Here is a 26,486-nt window from a genome sequence, read left to right as displayed (position 1 = left end):
ACCTCCTATTATGGGAACGGATGGGGATGTGGATTGAGCTGTTGGTACGTTAACAGCTGTTTGGTGTAGCCAAGCTTCACTGGTACGTGAAGGACCCTTTCCAGTCCTTTGACACGGGTCAAATGATGTCCGAATGTCATCGGGAGCATACCAGGAATCAGTACCTTTACACAGTATAATCCGTTCCGTTTGGTTATTGGTGTCGTTTGGTCCACCACAATGACCTCGAGGTCCAACTGGCTGAACCGTTGAAGAATATCCTGAAGATCATCCTTCAGGTCTGCACTTTCCGGAAATTGTTTAAATTCATCAGCAAACGTTCGAAATGGACGATGATTATCCAATAAAAAGTTCAGCCGTTCCTCTGCTTCCTTCAGACCATAGAGCAGGCCATGGTCCTCCATATTCCGGACAGCAAAAGGGTTTTTCAGCATTTCTTCATATTTTTGACGATTTTCCTCCAAGAGTTTGTCATGCCTAACCATCATTCCCGCCAACTCGAAAATCGAGCTTTTTACAGCTTTAATAGGATCAGGACTTGCACCTCCCGCGCAAATAAGATTTACCCCCTTTGATCCTCTGTTTTTTGCCACAGCAAAAACGCTTGGTATCCCATTTTCCATCGTCGCATTGTAAAAATAAACGTCATATCCGGCCACCTCACGCAACCGCTCGACCATCAGCTCTAGTTCTTTATCATTGGCAGAAAGAGGGTCAAGACGAGGAAGCGGCAGCTGTGCATACCACGTTAACAAGAAGGAATCCCGCTCAACAACCTCCATAATGCCATGGAAAATAGCTTCCTCCATGCTTCCTCCTATTGCACACCCGTTGGAGGTTTCATAAACAAAGCCCTCCCCTTGGCCCAAACTATAATAGGCAAGCAGCTCAGGAACCAAGATAGGACGCTGTTGTAAAAACGAATAGCCCCACACCCAATTCATAGGTTTATCTGGATGAAACGGTTTAAACGGAAAATGAAGCTTTGCATACTGTTCCGGGTCATGCAAGCCTACTCTAGCCGGATTTAATGCGTTATGTTTTACATTGTTATAACTATCATGGACCTTCTTCTTTTTTCCCTGAGGCTCGATTCCGCAATTTCGCTCCAGCCCCTCCAAAATAGCCGTCAGCTCACTCACCTCATAAGAATTAGTACGCCCGGCTACTCCCTCATCAGCACCAAACAACGGCATGTTAACCAAAACATCGGCAAACGGGAGCCTGAAATCTGCCATCTTTCCATTCATAATCCCAGTTTTATCATCCAGATAGTCTGCAGCCAACACGGTTTTCAAATCTTCCAACGAGCGGCTTCGATAACCGGTACCGGTTAATTTAGGACTAGATTTTAAGTTAATTTGTGCTAACTCTGCTGTATCTTCCGGTATTGGGCTGCAAATTGGGCACAATGGATCAGGCAGGAAAAAGTGTCTGGAGGTGGTTAACGTTCTCAGGTTGGTAATGATCATCTTTTCCTCCAAGGAGGACGGTTCCCCTTGAAGAACCTTCTGCACTTCATTAACTATTAGCAAGGCCATTTGAGAGAACCCCGTTCGGGAAGCCCATGCATCACGAGGCACACTTGCTTCCGTTCCCATTCTCGCTTGAAGATTCCACATTTCCAGGCGATCGGGTCCAGCTATCAAGCGCCGTTTATCAGCACAGAGAGAACACCCTGGTTTATCGTGCCGAATGAATGGACCAATGATTCCTTCACCAAACGAAACGAAACCTCTAAGCCATGGAATACCAGCAGGCCTGAATCGCACTTCCGCCTTATGATGAATGGATGGATTCCATGCATCGTCAAGCACAAGCGCAAAGTCTACATCCTTTGGAATCTCCTCCAACATGCTTTGGCGTCTTACAAGATAGTTGGCTGACAAGTGGGCGTAAACATAATCTGCTAATAATCCATCTCCGTCAATCAGGATACACGCAGTCATTGAGGCGCCCCCTCCCGTAACTGCACACCATAAACCCCTGCCAGCCCTTGTTTTAAAAAGGGCTCTATTGACAAATCATAGACGAATAATTGTTTGTTGTTACGATTCAAAACCTGTATAGAAGCTTGTAGTAGCTCCGATTGATTCGTTTCCTCACAAGCAGGGATTTCAAGTTTAGTGTCCGTTTTTTCCAGATATAACACAGGCTCCGTCTCTTGTCTCGTTCTTGAAGTTATTTTGTTTTGAGCATCCATAAGGGCTTGCTGCAATGTATTTCTGAGTGCCAAAGTGGTATTTAAACCTGCCCTCATGTACCATCTGCCATTTGACCTTACCCATACCACAGGGAAACCCAACACGTCCTCCTTTAAGCCAATGGCCGGTGAACCTTTCAACGTAGTCAGGGCATTTAAATAAAATCGGCATCTTTTATCCTCTATAGCTCCCAGTGGCAGACGAAATACCGTATGATCCCCCTTTCTATTTTTAAATTCTTCATCCAGGCAGGCTTGCAGTCCCCGGCAAACTGCCTCTGCTACTGTATCCCCTGAACCGATGCCAATAAATCCCTTTGAGCCAAGTTCCTTCGAATCTATTAGTTTGGAAACATACATTTCAATCCCGTTCAGGCCGGCATTTCTTCTTGCTTCTTCATGGGTCATACCCGAACAAATAACCTCCGGCAGCAGTTCAGCTGGTCCCGCAGACACTGGGTTAACGGCCTGGACATAGCACTGGGAAAGAGGAAGCTGTGGCAAATTTCGTTCCTCCCAGGTATGAAAAATACCGATTTCTTTTGAAGTTAATCGACTAAAATACTCCAATAACCAACCCTCTTGTTCTTCCCTTTCTAATTCCTGTTGTAGTCTTGCTTCTAGATCTTCAACCAATTCCGGCTTACTTTTCGAGGTAACGAATGGATGGGTAATATATGAAAGCCAGTCTCCTTCCATCGTTTCATGATTAAGCAGGTAAATTTGATTACTTTGATCGGAAACGGCAATTCCGGTAGTCTTTTTGAAAAACTCAAATACAGAGACATTTGCCAAAAGTGCTCCCGAAGTGGAAGAAAACCCCTGAGGTTTCTCTTCTGTTTTTAGTAATGATTGATGGATTCTGCGCCATGCAGACTCGAAGCAACCCTCAGATTCTGGATGTGTTACCGGACCGGAAAGGCCAACCTTATCTAAAAAGATGGCCGGGATAAATGCTTTTTTTTCCTCTTTACAAACCTGATTAATTATCCTTACTTCATTTATATTTCCATCCTGAGTAACATACAGAATCCAATCATAATGCTGAACAGTTTCTTTCCAAAAATTAACCCCCGCACCATTATGATAGGCGACTTCCACCATTTCCACCTCGGAGTCTATTTTTCTCGCATTCTCCACCAGTTCACTCAGACGCCGCTTATTGGTTGGTATAGTGTCTGTTACCATAACATTTATTTTGGGGAGTCCGGAGTCTAGTAACGCGCCAACCAGCGATACTATCAAGGGCCCAGAGCCAACAGCTAAAACCTTCGTCTGCCGGTATTCTTGAAATCGATAACCGCCTGATTCTACAAAATTCTCGATGAGTTCTATTTGCGAAGCAAATTTTTCAAGAACCTGAGGATTTAATTGATGAGGCAAATCTTTACTGACATCACGAACAAACCCATTCTGGCAAAGCGTTTCTCCGATCTCATATACCCTGTCACGGTACGGTGGCGTTAACCCTTGAGTCAAAGTGCCCATAGTTTGTTCCCCATTGAACAGAGGTAGCAATTTTTCAATCCACGGATAGATCGTTTTGCCTTCCATTTGAAATGAGCTTGTGTTATTTCTAAAATAGACACCCCCCTTTTGATCTGGGATAAAAAAAGTATCCCTTTTGACCTTTAGGCGTGAGGACGAGTTAAGTTCTGCCATTTTGGCTCCTCCTAATCCTTTTCGTTACTACTTGCTCACTATCAGTTTATGTACGATTTTTTGTCCAATATGATTAATCCAATAAAGAAGTGCCCCTTGAGCAGATCCAGCCGGGGCACTTTTTATTCAAAAAACTTTCCTGCAGTCAAAACAAGGATTAAACAACAACCACGCCGACACAGTTATAGCAGTTATAATAGCCGCCATAACAGCCACCACAGCCACCAAAACCAATGCCAATGCCAAAACAGCTAAAACCAACGCAGCCAAAACCGCCACAGCGATGGAAGCCGCCACAGCGATGAAAGCCGCCGCAACGGAAACCACCACAACGCATTCCGCCACAGCGCATTCCGCCATGCAGCCGCGGATCTTGTATCTGTGGATTCATTGAAACTAATTGACCAGCTTGATATGGATCGATTGCCAGCCCTTGCAGCTCACTCTGAAAATTCTGCATCTCTTCCCCCCCTTTGTATTTATTCAGAATGAATCCTGAGTAGAGAGTTGAAAAATTTTATAAGATTCGTGGAATTAAACGTTAGAAATCCTGAAAAGCCATACCAATTAAATAAAACCAAAACCAATGCCGAAGCAGCCAAAACAACCCAATCCACCGAAACCGAAACCGAAACAGCCGCCGCAACCGAAACAGCCACCACAACCGAAACAGCCGCCACAACGGAAGCCAAAGCCACCGCAACGAAAACCAAAGCCGCCGCATCGATGGAAGCCGCCACAGCGCATACCAAACAGGCGCGGATCCTGGTTTTGGATGTCCATTGATACTAACTGCCCAGTTTGATAAGGATCGAGTGCCAACCCTTGTAGTTCATTTTGAAAATTCTGCATTTTTACCTCCCCTTTGTATATATTCAGAATGAATTACGAGTAGAGAGTTGAAAAGTAATTTACAGATTACTGTAATGATGTATACTCTCATCAACAAATTATGATTTTTAATAGGTCACTGTTACTAAAGAAGGAGCCTATTTTAGGTTGAAGTCTAAAAAGGCAATGACCATCATACGAAAAAACTGAACGGAAAAATAGCAATGCGTTGTATTGCAAGGAGGTTATTAGGACAAGACTAGTGGAGATGAAAAACGGCAAAATCGCAAAAAGAATCCAGATTCGCTGATTTAGGAAGGGAAACTTGGGTTACAGGAGGAAATGCATGACCAAGGGAGAGGTAGTCAAACTATTGGTACTCATTGAACACGTTTATTCCAATTGCATCTTCAAGGACGAGACAGTAAAGAAGTGGTTCGAACTTTGTGCCGAAATGGATTTTGAGAAGGTTATGGTGAAGCTAAAAAAACACATTAGATTTAGTCCCTACCCTCCTGTGATTGCCGAAATTGCTGTGCTCAAAAATCATGAGATTGTTTTTCAAGAAAGATTACAAGGTCAGAACTATACCAATCGACCACCAATACCTGACTGGCATATGGAATATTCCATTAGAAAATCTGTTTGAAGCGAAAAGGTTACAAAAACAGCACCATTCCATTTAATATGAATGGTGCTGTTTATTTGAATGATTATGATTAACCCCTGTATGCTTTCTGTAATTCCTCAAGATCAAATTTCTTCATTTTGAGAAAGGCTTTCGTTACGCGCCCAAGCTGCTCAGGTGTTCCCTTGCTCATCATCTCGTCCATCTTACGTGGCACAATCTGCCATGAGACACCAAACTGATCTTTTAGCCAGCCGCACTGCTCAGCTTCCGGAACAGCAGATAGCTTTTCCCAGTAGGTATCAATCTCCTCTTGTGTATCGCAATACACCATAAACGAAATGGCCTCGTTAAAACCAAAATGATGCTCATGGGCGCTATCCATGGCGGTAAACCACTGATTTTCCAGCATGAAATCAGCGAACATGATGGTTCCTTCTTTGTCAGGTTCCATTCCCTTAGGGTAGCGGGCGATCTGCCCCTGCTTTGCATTCTTAAAAACAGATAAATAAAAAGTAATCGCCTCTTCGGCGTTACCGCATTGATCACCGACAAACAGAAGAGATGGAATGATGGCAGGCCGCTCTTCCCCTTCTGGATTAGTTAAAATTAACTGCCACGACAAACCATACTTGTCCTGTACCCAGCCATACTTTTCACTAAACGGGTACTTACCAAGCGGCATCAACGCTACGCCGCCTTGTGATAATTTGTTCCATACCTCATCTATTTTTTCGCTTGCGTCTTTTTCTCGCGACGGGTCAAAATTAACCATAAACGAAATTGACGGATTGATTTTGAAGTGAGGTCCTGCGCTGATTGCCATGAAATTCTGCCCCCATAGCTCAAACGAGACGATATTGGAGTCGCCTGACGGTGTGTCGTGAATAGTAGTTACATTTGACATTTTCGAGTCTGGGAATATGCTAACGTAGAACTGTGCTGCTTCTTTAGCTTCTTTGTCGTACCATAAATGCGGAACGATTAGTTGATTCAGATTGGCCATCGTGATTCCTCCTTTACTATCTAGTAATTTATATAACACAAGAGTGGAATCTATTTCCAGCTAGGCTGCTTAATTACGAAAAAAACAGCCAGATGATTCTGGCTGTTTTGAAATCAAAATTAACTTTTTAATGCACCAACAACCTGATGCGGAACATACGGTTCTTCAAGGTATGTTACTTCCTCAGCTGTTAAGATAACTGATAGTGCTTCTACCGCATCATCAAGATGACTTACTTTTGTGGCACCAACAATCGGGGCTGTTACAGGTTCTTTTTGAAGCAGCCAAGCTAAAGCAATCTGAGAACGGGTTACCTGATGTTTCTGGGCAAGCTCCGCAACGCGATCGATAATGATTTGGTCGGCTTCTGCCATCGCATCATATTTTGATTTTTGTGTTAAGTCTGTTTCAGAACGGTGGGTGGTTTCTGATTTATCACGCGTTAATCTGCCTGACGCAAGCGGGCTATATGGAATGACACCAATCCCTTGGTCACTGCATAGCGGCAGCATTTCGCGTTCATCCTCACGGTAGATAAGATTCATATGGTTTTGCATGCTCACAAACTTGGTCCAACCGTTTTTCTCCGCTGCATGGTTTGCTTTTAAAAATTGCCAAGCATACATAGCGGAAGCTCCGATATATCTCACTTTACCAGCTTTAACAAGTTCATGCAGCGCTTCCATGGTTTCTTCAATCGGTGTATTATAATCCCACCGGTGAATTTGATAAAGATCAACATAATCGGTACCTAGACGTCTTAGACTATTATCAATCTCAGTCATGATATTTTTACGAGAAAGTCCCATAGAGTTCGGACCTTTGCTGTTCATATTGCTGCCCATTGGAAAATATACCTTTGTGGCAAGAACAATTTCATCCCTGTTACCATAGTCCTTCAAGGCACGGCCAAGAATTTCTTCGCTTGTTCCGTCACTATAAACATTTGCTGTATCAAAGAAATTAATGCCTAACTCAAGCGCACGCTTGATCACTGGGCGGCTGCTCTCTTCGCCTAGTACCCAGGGGTGAACCCAACGATTAGCATCACCAATGCCCATGGTACCAAGGCAAATTCTTGAAACATCCAATCCTGTTTTTCCTAATTTGACATACCTCATTATGTTTCCTCCTAATTTGGGACTATTATTATTTTATAAAAGATTCAGTGAAAAACCATGTCCAATCAGCTCAAATGATTGCCTAATTCTCTCACGCAAAAAAAATTTCTCTTTATCAACAAAAATAGCAGAGCTAATTCTTAGACGAATTGCTCTGCTATAATAGTTATTTGTATTTGCCCGGGTATCTCAAAAGGGAAAAGCTAACTTAAGACTCAGGCCCCATCTTTTATCGTATTCGCCGCTTTCCTCGCTCGTAAGAAGCGGACTGTGTTTAAAACAATCACCTTTGAAACGGCATAGGTTGGAACAGCCAACACCATTCCAAGTACGCCGGCCAAATTGCCTGCAGCCAACAGGATAATAATGATGGTTGCCGCATGTATATCCAATGACTTGCCCAAGATCATCGGGGACAGCAGGTTCCCTTCAATTTGTTGTGCAACCAGAATGACGACGATGACCAACAAGGCTTTCGTTGGTGAATCAAACAGCCCAACAATCACAGCCGGTGCACCGCCAATGATCGGTCCCACATAGGGAATAATATTGGTGAAAGCCACAATGAGCGCTAAGATTAACGGATAAGGCAAATCAATAATTAAATAGCCAATGAATGACAAGGTTCCGACAGCCAGGGCAACCATAACCTGTCCCTGTATGTATGCAGACAAGGTCTCCCCTGTTTCCTTCAAAATTTTCAGGCCCTCATCTCTGTAGCTATTCGGAAAGAACTTTGAAACGGCATGCGGAAATTTATGGCCATCTTTAAACATATAAAATAGTAAGAATGGTACAGTGACAAGAATAATCGCCAAATTGGTGACCACACCAAATATCCCCAAAATCCCGTTTGTCAATGTGATAGGAAGTATGTTGGCAAACTCCATTAATCGTTTCTGCACATTTTCAAAAATTTCAGCCTGTTCATCCCTAAAGTTTTTAAACTCTGATGACTTGACAGTGTCATTAAAGAAATCAATCGTCTTATCGGCAAATACCGGCAGATTTTCAGCCAAATCAGCTGCCTGTTTTGAAACAGCTGGAACGAGACTGCTAATTGCCAGCACAAGCAGGCCAGCAACCCCAATATAAATGATCAGTATCGCAATTATTCTTGGGAGTTTTTTTCGCTCAAGAAAATTGACCAACGGATTTAACAGAAAGAACAGAAAGCCGGTAATCAGGATTGGAAAGAAAATCGTTGAGAAAAAGATTCCAATCGGCCTAAACAAAAATGTAATCTTTGATGACACGAAAATAATCGTTAAAATAAGCAAAATTTGAATCAACCAGAATTGTGTTTTCGATTTTGACACGATATGTACCTCTTGCTTCAGCATATTTTGGTAAAAGTATACCATAAGAGTTTGAATAATTTACAGGTTAGTTTTCAGTTTCCTTTTTGTATTTTTTTTGATAAGGGGTTGGGAACTCTACTCTTCCCCACCAATTCGAAGCTTTAATAAATAGCCAAACATAGACAGGAAAACCATAATTCCCAATGTTTGAAAGACCCCTATCATGAACTTTATCGAGAAACTTCCCCCTTGTTCCTTTTTCTTCGCTTTACGTTTTTGTTACTTTTTACTCAAAACTTTACACCAACTTTTTTATGAATATCTTTTTAAAAAGATACCATAAAAGACATGATTAAAATAAGGGAATTCCTGACTATCTTTCTATCAAAAAGGAACTGGTAGATTATTATTGACCTTCGATTGTTAGAAACCAGGGTTCGGATAAATAGGAGGAAAAATTCCGCTTAATTAGTAAATATAATAAAAAATAGCATATTTAGACGGAGAGATTCCGCCTATTGAATCAAAAACCGTAAAAATGGTGGATTTTTCTTTGCATAATCGGAAAACCTCCCCTTATTTGCCTCTAAACAGGTTCCATTCTGCAATTAACGGAAAAATCTCCGTTTATTTCTTATTTGGTAGTGTCAAAAGTTCTATGAAAACTCCTTAAGGGGTTAGGCTCCTTTCCACATATTGGGTGCGTCGGCCCCGCAACCGCTCTTGACAAACACGCCAATGGTTTGAGATTCCTTTATCAAGGGCGACGGGGACAAAAAGAAGGCATGCCAAATAGCCCTTGGTATTTCCATTTTAAACCATTGGCAAGTTCGGTTTGTCAAGAGTTCGCTTCGCCGGTTGCTAGTGGGTTCAAGGGCTCTGCTAAACAAAAAGTTAGACTGTTTGTTCAATGATCCAATCTTGAGCTAAACCTATTAATTTAGTCCAGCGTGCAGGCATATTCGGTCGCAGTAAGAGCTCTGGATTAACCACTGGCACATTACCTTCTAACGCTGAGTGAGGCCGTAAAAAGTTAAAGTAAGCCACAAAAAGCGTCACAAACGAAACAGACCCATGTTCGGACCCAAACCCGTGTGTTGAGCGATAATTGCCCTTAAATGTGCGATTGAGTCTTTCAATCACTTGTTTGAGAGGCCTATACTCCTTTGATACAGGATCTTCATTGGTAAGCCCAATGACCTGAGTAATGTCAAAGTGAATATCATGCTGGGCGTAAAAGTGTTGGGCTAAGAGATATATCGGATTGCCGTCCACCACAAATGTAAGATCTTCCGGAATCTCTTTAAATTTCATTAGGACATCATCAATGGCACGGATTGCTGTCGCTGTATCTCGATTTGCTGACACTGGATAAGACAGAATGATCTTTTTTACCGCATCAAAGAAGAAGAACAAGTAATGCCAACGACCTTGAACCCTAATATAGGTTTCGTCCCCACAGAACTGATCAGAAAGCTCGTAGGGATAGTGGTCTACGTAAGGTTTAAGGATTAATGCAACTGCGTTCTCGTAATTTAAAATGCTTTGATGCGATATAGAAACACCATGGATATCTTTCATGAGTGCAGCTGTCTTCCGGGCCGAAAGGCCATAGTTAACGTGATAGGTTAAAATAAGCCCCAATGTATGTGGCGACACATAAAGCCTGGCCAAGTCAACCTTTGGTTTCTTAGGAGAAGCCTTTGACAATGGCTGAAAATCAATGTGGAACTGCCGGAAGATATATCTTAATTTAAAGGCTTGTGGATCCTTTTTAAACTGTTTCTTCTCTTTCGCAGACATGCCATTCAGTTTCTGCTGGTAGTAGGAACAGTCATTATTTTTACACTTGTACACGTCAAAGTCTTTTCGCTCTTTGACTTTCTCAAGGGTCCTAGAACAATGAGGACACTTCAAAATAGCCTCCTTCGAATAGCGATTTTTATCATTGAAAAGACAGGCACACACCTTACATTGAAACTGTCCTTTGCCTCCATTATTGGCATAAAGATAATCCGCTGGAGCACCACACTGCGGACATTTCATTGACTTGGGCACACATGCCTTTGTATTCGAACGCCTTTGAACAGGTTTTAGTTGTTTACCGTTCTTCTCCAGGTATTCGGTTAGGAGGCTTCGGTAATCAAGTTTCTGAATGGTTTCGATAATCGGAAGATCATCCACCTGGAGTTTACGATAAGGTTTATTTACAGGTTTTTCCTCAGGCTTTTCAAACATCCCCTTCCCAATAAGAAGGGTAAGTAATGTTCGAATTATTTGTTCTTGGTACTTAATAAAAGTTAATAAATAGGTTATAATTTGAGGGTACAACTTGTCACTTCCTTAATCTAGGTTGTTGGGTGTGTGGTAACCTCAATTATCCTTAGATTTCAGGGGGTGGCAATTTTTTTGCTTATAAAGCCCTCTATCTAGGTATTTTATAGCCTATTTCTTATAAAAGTTTTTACAATACGTCTTATTTAAAGGGGGGTATTTTATGAAATTGCATTACAGTAAAAATAATAAAAAGCAATGTGATTTCAAAAGTGAAATACATTGCTTTAATACTCCCTTGCAGGTACATCGAGAGAGAACGGCTTATACTTTAATATTCCCCTTTAATGACAAAAAACGAACCCCGAATCGTCCCGGCCAGTTTAGATTTCTGCTTGGCAAACTTAAACTTTCCTTCTAACTCCTTTGGTACCTCCATTCCCTCAGAAAGCTTAAAACCAACAGCCCGCTTCGGTTTAGGTCCATCAATCGTATACAAGACATTAACACTAAGACCATCCTCATAAAAGACGTAGGCCCATTTAATATTTTCCACTTGAAAAAGCGATGTTTCTAAAGGTTTTGCAGCAAACTCAATATCACGTTCTTTCAAAATTGTATTCACATAATCAAGGACCTCGCAGGACTCGCTAGCGGGGACAACCGTAAATTCATGCTTGTATTTATTCATAAAATAACGGGCTTCATTTGCACGTAAACCAGCAAGCGCCTCTGCTACAGGTGAAGACTCTAAACCAACCGTAGATACATTTTTAAAATCAACGATATAAGACATGTCAAACCCTCCTTATTTCCTGACAACCGGAATCCACATTTCACCAAATACTAGACCGTTTCGCTGACCCATTTCAACCGTTGTATTTGGCCCGCCGACATAGGCAAAATCCTTTGCTTCCGGCAGGACTTGACCAAAAGCAATGCCAGTAAGCATATTGCTCAACTCTTCAGATGTTTTCCCTTCCCCTTTAACAACTAGGTATTCTCCTTTAGGAAATTGAATCATTCTGGTTGCCTCTGGCAGCGATGTCTCTGTCATAACGCCAGCATAGTGCATCATCTTGTTATTCACCGCTTCGTTCACGGCAAAAATGTAGTCATTTGCAGCAACTGATTTTAACGTATCAAGCCTTCCATCTTGTTTGACAGCCTGCCAAAAGTCTGACTTTTCCTTGGTTATGCCGGCATAATCAGTGTAATGGCTTTTAAGTTCCGTACCAAACCCTAACACGGTAAAGCTGTCTTTTTCCTCAAGAGTATTATTAGTCATATTCAAAACCTTCCTTTTTTTAAAATTTATCAAAATGATTTGTCTTTCCACTTGATGAGTATATAATAGCCTTAAATCATGTCAAAAAATGATACTGTTTTAGAGGTGCGCAGCCCAATGAAAAAAGTTGAACGAATTAATACCATTATGCGGTATATCAACAACCGTGCCCACTTTACTATTTCTGAACTCATGCAAGAATTTAACATCTCTCGTTCAACTGCTATTCGGGATATCAGGGAAATCGAAGCCATGGGGATGCCGCTTGTCGCTGAAGTTGGCAGGGATGGGGGTTATTTTGTCATGAACAATTCGGTCCTGCCCACTGTTCGATTTACAGATAATGAAATCAAAGCACTTTTCATAGCCTTTATGGCCACAAGAAATCAGCAACTCCCCTATTTAAAAAGTCGACAGTCTTTGGCTGAAAAATTGCTTGGCCTTATCTCCGAAAACCAGCAAGATGACCTTGTTCTGTTAAATCAAATCTTGCTTTTTGAAGGGACCAATCCCCATAATCCCAACCTGCTTGATCTATCGGACCTTCCCCATCCAATGTTAGAAAAACTAATCCAACTCCTGCTGTTGGATCGTTATTTATTGATTACTATTGAGGAAGATAAAATTCACCCGATTTATCTCTTACACCTGTATCGTGAAAAAAGCTTTTGGCTGATTGAAGGATTTGACTTAAAGGAAGAGAAAATACTCATTTTCCCTGTCGACAATCTCACCAATGTCGAACCATACTCTACGAAACAAAGACTTACTGAGAAAATGATACTGGAAAAACTATGTAAACAGCAAGAAGAAATCAATCTTGTCCTTGAACTTGGTCCTAAGGCAATCGCCCAATTCAAAAAATACCATCCTTTAAACGTTTCGATTTCCTATACGAATCCATACCAGACCACAGCCGTCCTGAAGACTTTTATCAATGTACATCATTCAGAAGAAGTGACCGAAATAACGAATTGGCTGTTGTTCTTAGGTGGGGATATCGTGGTTAAGGAAATGCCGGAAGAAGTCTTAGAAGGTTTGCGAGAAAGATTATTCCTATTTTGCCCATAAAAGGTGCCAGTTAAAACTTATTTAGGTGCGGTACGTAACCCCTTACCAAAGTTAAATGGGTTTTTAGCAAAGAAGCCTCTCCTTATGGCTGGGGAGCTAGATGTTTTAACGAAAATAGAATGATATTATTTGACAAACTTAGGGTATCTATTAAACTAAAAATAGTACTATCCTCATGTTTTTCTTTAAGTAATCTTTTATCTTAGCTGCTCCGCAATTGTTTATTTGTAGTCACCTTAAACCTCTTATTTTTACTCGCCTAACACTCATTAATTTTAAAATCTGCCCGAAATTCAAATGAATAATTAATAGAGTTGGCTCATTCGTGGCATCGATTTCATATGCATATTAAATGCCCGTGTTATTGATGTTCTGTATTTGAGGATGATTATTACGAAACTCACTAGAAGTACATCTTTTTGATATATTGGCTGTAAAAGAAATGACCATTAGATAGGAGTAGGGATGCTATGGGGTTTGAAGAGGAATACCAGGTCTTTATGAATACTCACTTGCAGGCTAGAACCGGTGAACGGTTGCGGCGCTTACAAGAAGGTCATAACCAGGCTGAAATGTTGTTTTTGAAGCAAGTGTGGTGGCCTTTATTTTACAATTTCAAGTATCTTCATCCAGAGTATGAAGTCGATGATTTCAAGGATGGCAAAAGGTATTTGGATTTCGCTTATATTCGTCCCGCCATCCGAATTTGCCTTGAGGTTGACGGGTATGGCCCACACTTAAAGAACATAAGCAGATGGCAATTTTCAGACAACCTGGAACGTCAAAACCAATTGGTAATTGACGGATGGACCGTGATTCGATTTTCTTTTGACCAAGTGAACGAAAAGCCTCGTCGATGTCAACAGATTGTGCAGCAAGTGATTGGCAGATGGCTGGGTGATGAACTAGATAGGACATCTCTGTCCTTTCTCGAAAAGGAAGTGCTTCGGCTAGTGATTCGTAAAGGAGAAGCCATATCCCCTATGGAAGTAGAGAAGTATTTGAACTTAAGTGACAAGACGGTTAAAAAGGTACTTTCAAAACTAGTTGATAAAAAGATGTTGATTCCCGCATCTGGGGTCATGAGGGTCCGCTTTTATCGGTTGGGGGATCAGGTTAAGAATCCAATTTAATAAATAATAGTCGGAGAATTTCCGCTTAATTAATTATTTTTATTTAAAATGGCTTATATAGACGGAGGGATTCCGCCTATTGGCTCAAAAAATGTAAAAATCGGGGATTTTGCTTTACTTAGTCGGAAATCCTCCCCTTATTTTCCCCGAAACGAGCTTCATTCTGAATTTAACCGGAAAAGCTCCGTCTATTACTTTCATTGGTTACTCACTTCTTATATAAAGGACCTATAAATAGAAACAGCACCATCCTCACTAAATGGGAAGGTGCTGTTTTTATTAGACAATTCACATCTGTGCTGCTTCAGCACCCTGGTAAATTCTATAGGCTGGAACAATGGTGTCCGACACAATCTCTTTTCCTTTTTCGCGTATGAAGTCCAATTTATAATAGGCTGCAAATCTCTGACTGATTTCTGTTTTCACCAATTCGGGCGGAGTCACGACGATGAACTGGAATTTCAGTTTCTCGGCGACTGAGAAAATCGGGTCAAGGACATGTGCTGACGCAGCTTGTCCGAATGGATTATCACAAACTAAAGGAACCCAGCTTTGGTCTGATTCGTTTTTAACAGACAATAACATCATCATCATCACCATTCGGGCCGACAGCTTTTGTCCGCCGCTGCCATCTGATTTCGTTCTTGAACCTTGATTAATGGTCTGCCAGGTTGAATAATGCTCTCGTTGTGGTTTTCCGTACATAAAGGCATTATCCGTTCGCATATTATAGACGAGCAGCTCCGGATAGCGATTTCGCAGTGATACAAACAAAATTTGCTCATCACTGATGAGTTGTTTGATTTCTTGGTCTACGACTTGATTATTAGCATCAATCGTATCAAATTGTTTAGTAATTTTGTTGATCGCGGCTACAAAATGCTGCTTCAGCAGCGGCTCGATATCTTCGGGTTTTTTCGGTAAGATGTCTTCTTTAAGCTGGACAAGCGGGAAAGCCCCTCGTTCATTTTTCAGCTTCATTTTTGCAATCATCGACCGAATACCCTCTGAAATGCTCATGACCTTCATGCTGGCACGGCTTGCCCAAAAGTTTTGCGCCTTTTCTGCTCTTTCTTTGTCACGCTCTAATTGTTCCAGACCACTTTGTGAGAAACGCTTCATATTTTTAACGACGCTTTGAATATGCGAATAATGCCTCGTATCCATATGGTCTAAAGTTGTTAATACCTCATTTTTAAAGCGAATCTCCCAATCTTTGCCTTCAATAGTCAGCTTTAAATTTCGCAGCGATTGTTCGATTTTTGCATGTTTCTCCTTACCTTCCTCCTGAATCGCCTGATGTTCTTCACACCAGGATAAGATACAGGCTTTGCCTTGACCCTTTACTTTTTCTAAATCAGAATCTGTAAATGCAGCCGCTTCTTCCTTCAGGATCACGGATAAGGTTAATAAATCCCCTTCGTACCCAGCAATGTTCGCTTCTGTTTCTTTTTGAAGTTTTTCAACCTGTTTTACGTCCTCTAGTGTTTGTTTCATTTGGTCTTTAATCTCAATGGCCTTAATATCTAAGTCCAACTCTTCCCATGTTTCAGGCTGTTGTTCATGCTTAGCTATTTTCTTGGCCGCTTTGTCACGCAGTTCAGTCGCATGTTTCAGTGACGTTTCTGCGACGGTTACAGCAGTACCTTGTTCCCGTTCTTCTTTATCTGCCGTTTTTGCTTCCTTCTGTGCCGTTTGCAACAGGTTTTCTAATATACTTAGAGGCTCATTGGGTTCGGGAACTTCTTTCCATTCCGTATTTTGGGTATCGAGTTTTTTCTCTAATTTCTTTTGCTGCTTTTGTTCTGTTTCTTTTTTGGCTTGAATAACCAGTAATTCTCGAGCCTGTTCTTCCTTTGATTTTTGAAGCTGCTTTAGCTCTTCAATGCTGACATTGATCTCCTCTAATAAATGCGCTGATAAACGAGGGACTTCTTCACAAGCTTCTGTTTTTTCATCTCCAGGAAAAACGGCTGTTTCAATAAAGAGGGCGATCTCTCTTATATTTTGTTCGGTTGTAACCTTCCATTCTAAATACGTTTGATGCCACTTGTTCTGCAGGTCCAGAATAGTTTGGTGATCTTTGGCAATTTCTTGCTGCCTTAAAATGAACGTTTCCTTTTGTTTCTCTTTCTCTGCTTTTACCACTTTATTTTCTTGATGAACAAGTTTTTCACGTTCATATGCTTCTATTTTTTCTACATCTCTAGTCAGCTTTTCGATTTTTACCTTGGTTGTCTCCAGCTTTTCTTTTAGCTCAAGCTGTAATTCTTTTTGTTTATGCTGTTGTGTAGTGTTTTCCTGTAATTGAGCCCTCTTCGAAAGCAGGGAGGTCTGTTCTTGATTGAAAGCTCGCTCGATATCAACAGCAAGCTCGCGTGATAGGAATACATCGATTTCTTTTAAAATTCGACGTAAGGATGTTTCTGTTTTTTCAAGTTCAAAAAGCGTTTCTTTCTTATCTTCTATTTGTTTAGCAATACTAATTTTCCAGTTGGTAAAATGATTTTTATCCGTTAATAGCTCTTGCTCTGTCCCGTTAATAATGACGAAGGATGGCTGGTTATGATCGCTGTTCATTTCCTCGCGCAAGAAAATTGGAACCGGACTTTTAAACATTCTTCCTGACAAAACCTGCTGATTAATCTTTTGCCATTGCTGCCCGCTGACGATTAATCCATATGGAAGGAGTGGATAGTTTAATAGATAATTTACAAGTTCCTCTTTACTTAAAGATTGGAGAAACTGGGTTCCATAAAACACATCAATGCCGGTCTTTTCGTCAATCCATTCCTTTAATTCTTTCACATCTTTATTGGGAATCCAAAAGTGCTCATCATTTAAGGAATGATCAAGTTGTATTTCCCATAAATCTTTTTTAATTTGTTCACCCTGTTCACGATTATTGCCTAGAATTTCTTCAATCTGCAGGGCGTATTTCGAAAGAAGCGCATGTGTTAACGGTGCAGAGACATCATCCAATAACCCATGCAGCCGATCTAGTAGTTTTGTTTCTTTTTGCTTTTGTTCTTCGTTTGCGGCCTTTAACTCTTCACATTTTTCTTCTGAAAACTGAATCGCTTGGGCAAGTGTCCCATGTGCTGTGGCTAACATATTTAGCATTTCACTGGATTCTTTTTCTTTTGCCTGAAGCTCTTCTACCCTAGCCTTTTTATCTTCAATTTGTTTAAAAAGAAACTCGATAAAGTCCCTTAAACCATAGGTCAGGCGGTCGCCAAATTCCTTAATCAGGTTTTCTTCCTCCGACTCAAATGTATGAATTTGCGTATAAAGAAAATCAATTTCGGAACTTAGCTGGGCAATCTCTCTAATCTTTTGTTTATCCTGGTGCGTGAGGTCATTTCCTGTTTTCGTTAAGAACTTTTGATACCCCAAATACTGCTTAACTGCTCCTTGGATGGCTAGATAAGACCGTTCCCATTGTTTACTAGCTTCTGTTTTGATTTCATCCATTCTTTGATTCACTTGCTCTAATCCGCTATTTTGTTCTAATGTCGCAATCTGCTGGGAAAGAGAGCGAATACTTTGTTCGTTCTCATTCCACTCTTTCAATAGCAGTTGAAAGGCTAGCTGTTCTTTTCGTTCCTGTTTTTCCTTGACAATTTCTTGTAAGGAAGCATGCTTATTTCGTTCTTCTACCAAACTCTTCTCCCAATCTAGTACCTCTCTGTGCGCTTTTGCAAACTCTAAATTGTCTTGTTGATAGCGCAAATCTGCTTGCCGCAGTTTTAATTTTTCAAAGTCTTCCGCTAAATTAAGCAGCGTTTCCTCTTCTGTCTGCTTTAGATGCTGGAGCGCACCAAGCAATTGCCTGCCTACCTTTACACTGCCGGTAACAATTTCTTTATGCTCGACTCCTTTTGCCAGGTTCTCTTCAAAAGGGAGAATATCTTCTAAAAATTCCTTATGTGCTTGTTCTCTTTTTAACAGCACAGGTAAATCCTTTGCGATACTTGCCTGACTCTTGAAAATCTCGACAAGATCATTCTTTTGATGTTCAGTCCGGTGCAAGACTTGACTAACAGTTGGGATGATTCGTTTTTGGAACAGGGAATGATCATCTTCCGCTCCCTCAAAATATTTCCCAACGCCGCCTTCATCCTTGTTAATCTCTTTCATAATATCCCAGTCTTTACGGTTAATTCCGTATGTATCAAGAATGCGATAGTGCTTCTTTGTATCTTTGTAAACGTCATAGCCATTCCATTTTAAATAGTCTTTCAAGCCTTCAATTTCAGCAGCTTCATCATTTTCAAAAAGTGGAATATGCTCAAGTGAGGCCTCTTCCTTCCGCTCAAATTCCCTTGTATAAAAGGTAATATTCGGGAGAATCTTCGCTTCCTGTTCCAACGTTTTGCTGTCATTTCCACTTTCTTCACTCATTGAAATCCGCTGTTCGGCGGAGAACATCCCCCCCGTGACCAGATGGCGGCGGTCGGAACCGTCCAATTCCCATTGAATGAGAACATGAAAGGTATAGGGAATAAATTGCTCTTTATTATTGAAAAAGAACTGCTGATAATAACGATTGTTCTGTTTTCCCCATGAGGTTCCAGGTTTAAGCAGCTGAAAGATGGTTTGCAGGAATACACCTTTCCCGCCCCCATTCATCATCGCAATCAGACCATTAGTGGATGTCTCTTCATTATGAAAATTAAAGGTGGTATCTTTGTATTGCTTTTGCATACCATCATACTTAAGGCCAACAATTCTAATTCGATAGATTTTCGGCATGTTCCCCCTCCTCCATCGTCATTAATTTTTTCAATAATTCATACCGATCATAATCGTGATACAGGTATTCAATTCGCTCAAAAAGCTCTTGTTTGGGAAGTGCTTTTGGAATATCATCACGGTCAAGAATGATGATCAGTCCCTCTGTCTCTAATAAACGCATACTGCTTGCAATTAAACCAATTCTCGTTCGTCGATTGCCTTTTTTCGCCCCATAATCGTCGGTGTCAACCTCCATGTATTTCCATGTTGTCACGACTTCCTTCATGTCAATTCTTTCCTCTTCTCCGAAGTCAGGCTTCACTTTCAGAATGCTATCCCAATTCATGATGAGATCGTTGACAAGACGCTCTATGGCATAATAGCTAATCCCTTCCCGCTTCGTTCGAATTTTGGCGGCCTGGTTGCTGTCAATGGCAGCCAAAAATGCCATGATCACAATACTGACCAGATGGAAGTGCTTTTTCGTTTCGATTTGCTTATGCTTGTCCTTCAAATGGGTAAAATTCGTCGCAAAGACAGAGCCGGTGGGCTGGACAACTAAGTGAATCCGTTTAGGCGATTCAATTATATATGTACCTGATTCATCTGCCATTAAAAGTACAGTCTGTCTTACTTCCGGCTCAAAATACGTTTGGAAATATTCGCTATTTTCGTCAATTACTTTATCTTTTAATAGAGTAAAATAGACAGCTGATGCTTTTTTGATTGACTCTGCATTCATCTTTTTTCCTCCATTACACATATCTTAAACGGGGTAATTTTCATTTGATACCAATGATGAGGCTCTGCTCGATGATCAAACATTGTATACAGTTTTAAGCCTTCAAACATTTGAAATTGTGGATATTCCTGCATTAATTTAAAAAGAAGAATTTCCCGCTCGTCACTTAATGTTTCTACTTTCCGGTGCAGCACTTGAACCTTTAGCGGCTTTTTATCAAACATCATCCATAAATCAATACTCTCCGATTCTTCAAACCATAAATCCTGCACTTCTAATGGCAGCGTGGATAAATCTGCCAATGAAAACTCTCCGTATGTTTGTAAATGCTGAAAAACATAACTCCAAGCCTTGACAACCGAATCCCAGTTCGTCAGCCGCGGACGCATCATGCTTTCTTCCGCTTCTTCTTCGATTACGGCATCCTTTAGTTGTTGTTCATCAAATTCTTGCTCACCCCAAATCCAATCAAGCGGCAAAATAAAATCATTCTTCGGTGAAAATAACGGAGACAGGACTGTTTCGATTGTCTCGAAACGTTTGAACCCTTCCTTCATGAACCAATTTTCATAAAAATGTTCCCGAAATGAAACCAGGCTGGTTTCCCAAAACAAGGAAGGATTTTCCGCTTTTAATTTCATCTCATAAGAAATATTTTGAATGACCAGCTTGGCAAAACGGTCATGCAACTGCCTTGTATGGCCAATCTTTTCTTGGAGAAGCATTAATTCTTTTTGAATCGATTCATCCTCCTCATTGATTCGTTTCGTTTTTTCGATCATCTTCGTAATCGTCCGGAAGTGATTTTTCTCTTCTTCAAATTGCTTTTCAATTTCAACACGATTGTCGGCTCGTTGCCATTCTGCTTCCATCAGCAAGATTTTGGGATTGTTAATCATTTCCTTTTGGAAGGTGAACTCCTTAGCCATTAAGCGGTTTACCCGTGAAATGAGGTGATCGAGGTTTCGGGTAGCTTTCCGAAAATTACCGTTTTTTATGAGCTGCATACTGTAGAGCTGTTCGATCGTGATCGAGAATTCCTCCGCCATTTCCCTGCTCATAAAAATCATTTCCTGAGAGACATCGGTAAGTTTATAAACAATCGATCCGCCCAACTCTAAATTCGTATAAATTTCATCCATCGTGACATAACGGAAGACCTGGGTTTCCCATGATTGCCTAATTTCATCGTAATATAAGGCTTCAAACGGTTTGCTGTACTCTTCTTTTCCCTGATATAAAAGCCCGCTTGTAATCCGTTCAATTTGCTTTTCGTCTGCCAACAGCTTCATTTGTTTAATAGAATCTTCCACCATATACTTGATATCTAATTTGCTTCGATGATCATCATCATTTAATTCCCGATAAAAGATCGTAAGCAGCACTTGCATGAGAATACTTTGGATATGTGGCTTGAGCTCGCCTACGTCCATTCCCCTGCCAAGTTCAAACAGTGGATTTAATCGTTGCATCCGCTGGGCAAACCCTTCCCATGATTCGTTCACATCCATCGCCTCCAAGTTTCAACGGTTAAGACTTCTTGAGGGATTCGCTTATTTTCCTGCCATAATTGCCCTAATAGTGCCTGCTCCTCATCTGTAAACCATTGAAAAAATATATCTCGGTATTGGAGGTTTTGGGTTTGACCCAGTTTCTGGTCATTTTTTTGGTCTAGACATTGGAGCATTTTCCGATAAATTTTCAAGGCAGGCTGAATACTGCATTCTGGATATTTTTCGATGAGCCGAATGAGGATTCCGTAACCTGCTGCATCAAGATCTCCTGCGTAGTAGAAAAGATAAGGCTTTGGCGGAAACATTCGAAAGAAAAAGGAAAAGCTCCGTTCAATTTTCGTGCCTTCCCCATAAATAATCAGTTCCGGCTCATAATCGAGCTGATTATCTTCCAATAATTTAATAGAAGTATGAAAGAATGATAGATTTTCGACGATTAGTACTCTCTGAATATCTTTCATTTCTTTCCCTTGTTTCAACCAAAATACAAAAGGCTCCCCGTAGTTTACCACTTTAAGTTGGTCTTCTGATAGTCCAATCCTGGTCAAAAAGCCTTTTCCATCAGGAAAGCTATCACTATCAATCAAGAACTTTTCATGGCCAAAGAGCTCGAGGCTTCTTTCTTCCAATGACACGATATCCCGTTTCTGGCTGGACTTAAGGAAAGTATAGACATTCTGGATTCGCTGCCATTCGTCCTGCGTCTGCCATTCGGGGTGACGTTCATAATAGGAAAAATCAAACTGGTTACTTAATTTCATCATCTCAAGACGATCCCATTTATCGGCCTGAACTTTTTTATTGACCCAATAATATAAGGCAAGTGATGGTATTTTCCCATTGTATTGGTTATTTTGAATCGGGCTTAACTGCCCTTCACCCTGCAATGTTTGGATTGCGGAATAAAACAACGAATAACCATCCATTTCAAAATAATCATCCATTAGCTTGCGCAACTGATATTCTAAATCGTTACTATTAATCTTCTTTCTTTGCTTAGGGTGCTGAATATCTGCAATAAAACCCCTTACCCGTGTTTCAATAATATCGATTGTACTCACCTACTTACATCTTCTTGGAGTCATAGGTGCCATGGGGACGGTTCTAGTGGTTCTTTTTCGACCAGGAGAACCGTCCCCTGTGGCATTTGAGAAGACTCCTATTACCTTTTATGGACATCCTTTAATTATAAACTAGTTGCGTGATGGTTGGTAAATTTAAATTTTCTTAACATAATAATAGACGGCAAATGCAGCCAAAAAATGATGCCTGCCCCCCGGCGTAGTAACGCTTTAAATCGTCGGGGGGCAGGCACTAGAATTCAGGTATATTTATTTTAGGGCTTTACTAACTTTTAGCTTCTTCCCTTTTATGGTTGTATTCTCCATCGCTTGTAAAACGAGAGAGCCTTTTCCGTTCAGAATGTCAACATAGGACATTTGGTCCTGGATCGTAATAATTCCAATATCATCGGCGGTTACTCCGGGTATTTTCGCAATCGTTCCAACAAAATCTACCGCTCGTAGCTTCTTCTTTTTTCCACCGCTAAAATAAAGTTTCATGATATCTTGGTTAATTCTGGCTGTTTTATTATTTCTTACGACTCGTCGGCCGCTGATTTTTTCTTCGAAAGCAGCTTTTTTATCAGCAACTTCGTGTGGCTTAGGTGCATCCATGATTGGAATCTCAAAGCCAATATACCGTTCAATCGCTTTAACGAATTTCCCTTCATAAGGTGTCGCAAACGTAATCGCTTTTCCTTCGTTTCCTGCACGACCGGTTCGGCCTGTCCGGTGGACATAACTCTCTTTTTCCATTGGAACATCAAAGTTGATCACAAGTGTCACATTATCAATATCAATCCCTCGGGCTGCTACGTCGGTGGCAACTAAATAACGGAAATTCCCCATTTTGAAACCATCCATTACAGCAAACCGATCTTGTTGTTCTAATCCGCCATGGAGTCTTTCACAAGAATAATTGGCTTCTTCCAATTCGGAATAGACCATATCAACGTGTTCTTTTGTCCGGCAAAATATAAGGCAGCTGTCTGGATTTTCAACGACGGTAACGTCTTTCAGGAGTGAAATTTTTTCATCTTCCTTCACTTCAATTAGACGATGTTCTATTGTTTCTGTTGTGATCCCAGCAGCCTCAATCTCGACATTAATCGGATTTTCCATATACTTATGGCAGAGATTTTCAACATCCTTTGGTAATGTTGCCGAAAATACCATTGTTACTCTGTTTAAAGGGAGTTCATTGATAATGGCTTCGACTTCATCAATAAAACCCATATTAAGCATTTCATCGGCTTCATCTATAATGAGATACTTTATTTTATCGAGAATCAGGGTCCCTCTTTCAATATGATCGATAACTCGTCCTGGGGTACCAACAACTACATGGGTTTTTTGTTTCAATTCTTCTTTTTGTTTGGTAAAAGGTTCTTTTCCGTAAACTGCCATGGCTTTAATCCGTTTAAACCTTCCAATATTCGTAATGTCGTCGCGGACTTGAACAGCGAGTTCTCTGGTTGGTGTAAGAATTAATACCTGTGGCAGTTTTTCTTCCCATTGGATCATTTCGCATATCGGAATTCCAAAGGACGCAGTCTTGCCGCTGCCTGTTTGAGATTTTACGACAAGATCTTGATTTGCCAATGCTAATGGAATGACTTTACGCTGAACCTCTGTCGGAGCTTCGTATTTTAATACCTCTAAAGCTCTTCTTATTTCATCGCTTAACTGATAATCCTCAAATCTAGTTTCACTCATGTATTAACCTCGTTTTTTTGTATTATCCGGCTTATCTATAGGATTTCTCTCGAAGAATTTTCATATACATAATCTGAATACTAGTCATTATACTTGAAATACAGACAAAAACGAACAGTGAATATTACTGCGTACATTGGGCGATGGTAAATGAAGTTTTCTTGAAAGAAAAGCGGACTGTAAATGAACCAATATGCGTAGACAGAATAAACAAAAAAACGCACCAGTGAAAAGTTCACCGTGCGGTTGGTAATGAAGCAGATAATAGTTTAAAATTCAATTTACCATTACTACGTAATGGTATATACTTCTTGCTTTTGTGAACTTTACAGCCTATTTCGTACTATGGATTGCATCAAAATTTATGGGGCCACCGATAATATGTTCAATAATACCCTTAAGATTTGGATCAAGACTATCCATTAGTGCAAGAGCTCGGCTGGTTTACAAAGGCGATTAGGTAATTTGTATCAATAAAAAAGCATCTCTAGAACAATCTTTTCCGGCGATGCAATAATCTTCAAGGTATTGAATAGTCATTATTCTTTTCCTCTAACTTCGCGGCAGATTTGGTCTGAATTTTCACCAATTCCAATTGTTTGAATTGGCGTTGTGAGCTGTTTTAGTTTTTCTTCAAACGAAAGCCCCTGATCATTTTCGATAGCCGGAGGTGGCGTAGTCATATCGTTTTCATCCTCCTTGTTCATCGTATCACCTCCATATAGTAAGGATTGCCAAAAAAGCCTTATTATAAAAGGTATATGATGAATATATAAATACACTACAATAATTGGTAATCTTTTACAACTATTTCTTAAAATATAAATAAATTTGGAGAAATTGGAAACATAGTTTAATAGCATTAAATAAATACCCTACGGAGGTCCGTATCATAAGTATGGTTTTCTGTAAAAGGAACAGCACCATGCCATTTAGTTTGGAAGGTGCTGATTAATAAGAAAAGTTGTCAAAATCATCTACACTATTCAAGGAGAGAAACTATTTATATCAAAGATTCCTGTAATTAAATCAGGTATTGCTCGGATTCCTTCGTATAATGCACTACTCTATTAAGATGACCATTTTTGAGTTTTACTGCCCATTCTGGATCAGCTAATATGGCACGGCCAACTGCTACATAGTCAAATTCGCCTGCTATGATTTTTTCATCCACAATTTTGAGATTATCTTCAATTGTGACTTGATCATTATCCTGATTGCTTAAATAAGCGCGGTTAATTCCGACAGAACCGACCGCAATCGTTGGCTTGCCGGTAATTCGTTTTGTCCAGCCGGCTAAGGTTAACGATGGATCTTCTTCTTTAAATTCAGGTTCCCATATCCGTCTTGTAGAGCAGTGGAAAATATCTACACCAGCCTCAGCCAATGGGGTGAGCAATCCTTCAAGCTCATGAGAGTTGTTAGCTAATTTAGCTTGATAATCGGTTCCTTTCCATTGTGAATAACGGAAGACTATTGGAAAATCAGGCCCGACTGCTTTCCGGCAGGCGCGAACAATATCTGCTGCAAATTTGGTCCGCTCTCCTAACTCCCCGCCATACTCATCCTCACGTTTGTTTGTTAGTTCCCAAAAAAATTGATCAATTAAGTATCCGTGTGCACCATGCAACTCAATTCCGTCAAAGCCGATGCGCTTCGCATTTGCTGCTGCTTCGGCGTAGGCCTCAATCATTTCAGCAACTTCTTCTTTCGTTAAAGCCTTTATTTTCTCATTTCTCTGGCCTCTTAAAGTAAATCCAGACGGACTGACAGGAGGTGCGTCAATATTTGGTTCACTGCCTGCTTTTCGGGCAGCGCCTACATGCCATAATTGTGGAATGATTTTGCCACCTGCTTCGTGAACTTCATTCACTACATTTGCCCAGCCATTTAAAGCTTCCTCACCATAAAAACGGGGAATATCGGGGCTCATGACTGCTGCTGGGTGATCTATCGCCGTCCCTTCAGTTATAATGAGCCCAATCCCATTCTCTGCACGTTTACGGTAATATTGTGCAACATTTTCTCCCGGGATACCTTCTGGAGAAAACATTCTAGTCATTGGAGCCATCACTAACCGGCTGGCCAACATTTCATTTCCAAATGGTACAGATTGTAACAAAGTATGACCTGCGAACTTTTGATCCAAGGTGAGCACTTCCTTCCATTCATTCGTTTTATCATCGTGCTCCCTTTAT

The 26,486-nt window shown here is 40.7% G+C and carries 20 protein-coding genes; 3 read left to right on the top strand and 17 right to left on the bottom strand.

The features are described 5' to 3' along the window. Positions 1–8: 8 nt before the first annotated feature. The 4 genes from ACZ43M_RS10705 to ACZ43M_RS10690 form a co-directional block, all read right to left on the bottom strand. On the bottom strand, positions 9–1,949 hold the full coding sequence (locus tag ACZ43M_RS10705; RefSeq protein WP_464507387.1) for a TOMM precursor leader peptide-binding protein: 1,941 nt from the start codon (positions 1,947–1,949) through the stop codon (positions 9–11). Next, positions 1,946–3,865 (bottom strand): putative thiazole-containing bacteriocin maturation protein, encoded by a 1,920-nt coding sequence (locus tag ACZ43M_RS10700; protein WP_464507385.1) that lies wholly within the window; start codon positions 3,863–3,865, stop codon positions 1,946–1,948. Before ACZ43M_RS10700 ends, ACZ43M_RS10705 begins: the two co-directional genes overlap by 4 nt. 157 nt (positions 3,866–4,022) lie before the next feature. Beyond that, a complete protein-coding gene (locus tag ACZ43M_RS10695; RefSeq protein ID WP_464507384.1) occupies positions 4,023–4,325 on the bottom strand; it encodes a heterocycloanthracin/sonorensin family bacteriocin in 303 nt (100 codons plus the stop codon). A gap of 107 nt (positions 4,326–4,432) precedes the next feature. Next, positions 4,433–4,717: a heterocycloanthracin/sonorensin family bacteriocin gene (locus ACZ43M_RS10690; protein WP_464507383.1), complete on the bottom strand. Its 285-nt coding sequence runs from the start codon at positions 4,715–4,717 to the stop codon at positions 4,433–4,435. A gap of 325 nt (positions 4,718–5,042) precedes the next feature. Between ACZ43M_RS10690 and ACZ43M_RS10685 the strand changes: the two genes are divergently transcribed. After that, positions 5,043–5,345 (top strand): hypothetical protein, encoded by a 303-nt coding sequence (locus ACZ43M_RS10685; protein WP_464507382.1) that lies wholly within the window; start codon positions 5,043–5,045, stop codon positions 5,343–5,345. A 70-nt stretch (positions 5,346–5,415) separates the two neighbouring features. Here ACZ43M_RS10685 and ACZ43M_RS10680 read toward each other — a convergent pair whose 3' ends face one another. The 6 genes from ACZ43M_RS10680 to ACZ43M_RS10655 form a co-directional block, all read right to left on the bottom strand. Then, the gene (locus ACZ43M_RS10680) at positions 5,416–6,330 is read right to left on the bottom strand and encodes a VOC family protein (protein WP_464507381.1); all 915 of its coding nucleotides are present in this window, start codon (positions 6,328–6,330) and stop codon (positions 5,416–5,418) included. Between the two features lie 119 nt (positions 6,331–6,449). Next, complete coding sequence (locus tag ACZ43M_RS10675; protein WP_464507380.1) at positions 6,450–7,451, bottom strand: aldo/keto reductase; 1,002 nt, start codon at positions 7,449–7,451, stop codon at positions 6,450–6,452. Between the two features lie 215 nt (positions 7,452–7,666). Continuing rightward, the gene (locus ACZ43M_RS10670; protein WP_464507379.1) at positions 7,667–8,770 is read right to left on the bottom strand and encodes an AI-2E family transporter; all 1,104 of its coding nucleotides are present in this window, start codon (positions 8,768–8,770) and stop codon (positions 7,667–7,669) included. A gap of 876 nt (positions 8,771–9,646) precedes the next feature. Next, positions 9,647–11,083, bottom strand: a complete 1,437-nt coding sequence (locus ACZ43M_RS10665) for an IS6 family transposase (protein WP_464503290.1) — start codon at positions 11,081–11,083, stop codon at positions 9,647–9,649. Positions 11,084–11,357: 274 nt separating this feature from the next. Next, positions 11,358–11,822, bottom strand: a complete 465-nt coding sequence (locus tag ACZ43M_RS10660) for a phage tail protein (protein ID WP_464507378.1) — start codon at positions 11,820–11,822, stop codon at positions 11,358–11,360. 12 nt (positions 11,823–11,834) lie between these two features. Beyond that, a complete protein-coding gene (locus ACZ43M_RS10655; RefSeq protein WP_464507377.1) occupies positions 11,835–12,314 on the bottom strand; it encodes a GyrI-like domain-containing protein in 480 nt (159 codons plus the stop codon). A gap of 117 nt (positions 12,315–12,431) precedes the next feature. On the opposite strand from ACZ43M_RS10655, the gene ACZ43M_RS10650 reads away from it, so the two are divergent. Further along, complete coding sequence (locus ACZ43M_RS10650) at positions 12,432–13,385, top strand: helix-turn-helix transcriptional regulator (RefSeq protein WP_464507376.1); 954 nt, start codon at positions 12,432–12,434, stop codon at positions 13,383–13,385. A 470-nt stretch (positions 13,386–13,855) separates the two neighbouring features. After that, the gene (locus tag ACZ43M_RS10645) at positions 13,856–14,518 is read left to right on the top strand and encodes a DNA-binding response regulator (RefSeq protein ID WP_464507375.1); all 663 of its coding nucleotides are present in this window, start codon (positions 13,856–13,858) and stop codon (positions 14,516–14,518) included. A gap of 288 nt (positions 14,519–14,806) precedes the next feature. Here ACZ43M_RS10645 and ACZ43M_RS10640 read toward each other — a convergent pair whose 3' ends face one another. The 7 genes from ACZ43M_RS10640 to ACZ43M_RS10610 form a co-directional block, all read right to left on the bottom strand. After that, complete coding sequence (locus ACZ43M_RS10640; protein ID WP_464507374.1) at positions 14,807–19,273, bottom strand: coiled-coil domain-containing protein; 4,467 nt, start codon at positions 19,271–19,273, stop codon at positions 14,807–14,809. Continuing rightward, a complete protein-coding gene (locus tag ACZ43M_RS10635) occupies positions 19,251–19,997 on the bottom strand; it encodes a DUF6063 family protein (RefSeq protein ID WP_464507373.1) in 747 nt (248 codons plus the stop codon). The genes ACZ43M_RS10640 and ACZ43M_RS10635 overlap by 23 nt, the downstream gene beginning before the upstream one ends. After that, positions 19,994–21,508 (bottom strand): hypothetical protein, encoded by a 1,515-nt coding sequence (locus tag ACZ43M_RS10630; protein ID WP_464507372.1) that lies wholly within the window; start codon positions 21,506–21,508, stop codon positions 19,994–19,996. Before ACZ43M_RS10630 ends, ACZ43M_RS10635 begins: the two co-directional genes overlap by 4 nt. Continuing rightward, entirely contained in the window at positions 21,499–22,572 is a 1,074-nt protein-coding gene (locus tag ACZ43M_RS10625) for a Wadjet anti-phage system protein JetD domain-containing protein (RefSeq protein WP_464507371.1), read from the bottom strand. Before ACZ43M_RS10625 ends, ACZ43M_RS10630 begins: the two co-directional genes overlap by 10 nt. A 270-nt stretch (positions 22,573–22,842) precedes the next feature. Then, positions 22,843–24,288 (bottom strand): DEAD/DEAH box helicase, encoded by a 1,446-nt coding sequence (locus tag ACZ43M_RS10620; RefSeq protein WP_464507370.1) that lies wholly within the window; start codon positions 24,286–24,288, stop codon positions 22,843–22,845. Positions 24,289–24,827: 539 nt separating this feature from the next. Beyond that, positions 24,828–24,995 (bottom strand): hypothetical protein, encoded by a 168-nt coding sequence (locus ACZ43M_RS10615; RefSeq protein WP_464507369.1) that lies wholly within the window; start codon positions 24,993–24,995, stop codon positions 24,828–24,830. Between the two features lie 317 nt (positions 24,996–25,312). Further along, entirely contained in the window at positions 25,313–26,437 is a 1,125-nt protein-coding gene (locus tag ACZ43M_RS10610) for an NADH:flavin oxidoreductase (RefSeq protein WP_464507368.1), read from the bottom strand. Between the last annotated feature and the right edge of the window lie 49 nt (positions 26,438–26,486).

Source organism: Neobacillus sp. B24 (assembly GCF_055381825.1).
The sequence above is the reverse complement of the archived record's forward strand: the minus strand, read 5'-3'. Positions and strand labels throughout refer to the sequence as shown.

Bases quoted from the DNA above. Each gene is read 5' to 3' on its own strand.
- ACZ43M_RS10620 (WP_464507370.1), bottom strand. From the start codon at position 24,288: ATGAGTGAAACTAGATTTGAGGATTATCAGTTAAGCGATGAAATAAGA.
- ACZ43M_RS10650 (WP_464507376.1), top strand. From the start codon at position 12,432: ATGAAAAAAGTTGAACGAATTAATACCATTATGCGGTATATCAACAAC.
- ACZ43M_RS10630 (WP_464507372.1), bottom strand. From the start codon at position 21,508: ATGGATGTGAACGAATCATGGGAAGGGTTTGCCCAGCGGATGCAACGA.
- ACZ43M_RS10700 (WP_464507385.1), bottom strand. From the start codon at position 3,865: ATGGCAGAACTTAACTCGTCCTCACGCCTAAAGGTCAAAAGGGATACT.
- ACZ43M_RS10615 (WP_464507369.1), bottom strand. From the start codon at position 24,995: ATGAACAAGGAGGATGAAAACGATATGACTACGCCACCTCCGGCTATC.
- ACZ43M_RS10640 (WP_464507374.1), bottom strand. From the start codon at position 19,273: ATGCCGAAAATCTATCGAATTAGAATTGTTGGCCTTAAGTATGATGGT.
- ACZ43M_RS10680 (WP_464507381.1), bottom strand. From the start codon at position 6,330: ATGGCCAATCTGAATCAACTAATCGTTCCGCATTTATGGTACGACAAA.
- ACZ43M_RS10660 (WP_464507378.1), bottom strand. From the start codon at position 11,822: ATGTCTTATATCGTTGATTTTAAAAATGTATCTACGGTTGGTTTAGAG.
- ACZ43M_RS10695 (WP_464507384.1), bottom strand. From the start codon at position 4,325: ATGCAGAATTTTCAGAGTGAGCTGCAAGGGCTGGCAATCGATCCATAT.
- ACZ43M_RS10690 (WP_464507383.1), bottom strand. From the start codon at position 4,717: ATGCAGAATTTTCAAAATGAACTACAAGGGTTGGCACTCGATCCTTAT.
- ACZ43M_RS10655 (WP_464507377.1), bottom strand. From the start codon at position 12,314: ATGACTAATAATACTCTTGAGGAAAAAGACAGCTTTACCGTGTTAGGG.
- ACZ43M_RS10685 (WP_464507382.1), top strand. From the start codon at position 5,043: ATGACCAAGGGAGAGGTAGTCAAACTATTGGTACTCATTGAACACGTT.
- ACZ43M_RS10675 (WP_464507380.1), bottom strand. From the start codon at position 7,451: ATGAGGTATGTCAAATTAGGAAAAACAGGATTGGATGTTTCAAGAATT.
- ACZ43M_RS10705 (WP_464507387.1), bottom strand. From the start codon at position 1,949: ATGACTGCGTGTATCCTGATTGACGGAGATGGATTATTAGCAGATTAT.
- ACZ43M_RS10645 (WP_464507375.1), top strand. From the start codon at position 13,856: ATGGGGTTTGAAGAGGAATACCAGGTCTTTATGAATACTCACTTGCAG.
- ACZ43M_RS10635 (WP_464507373.1), bottom strand. From the start codon at position 19,997: ATGAATGCAGAGTCAATCAAAAAAGCATCAGCTGTCTATTTTACTCTA.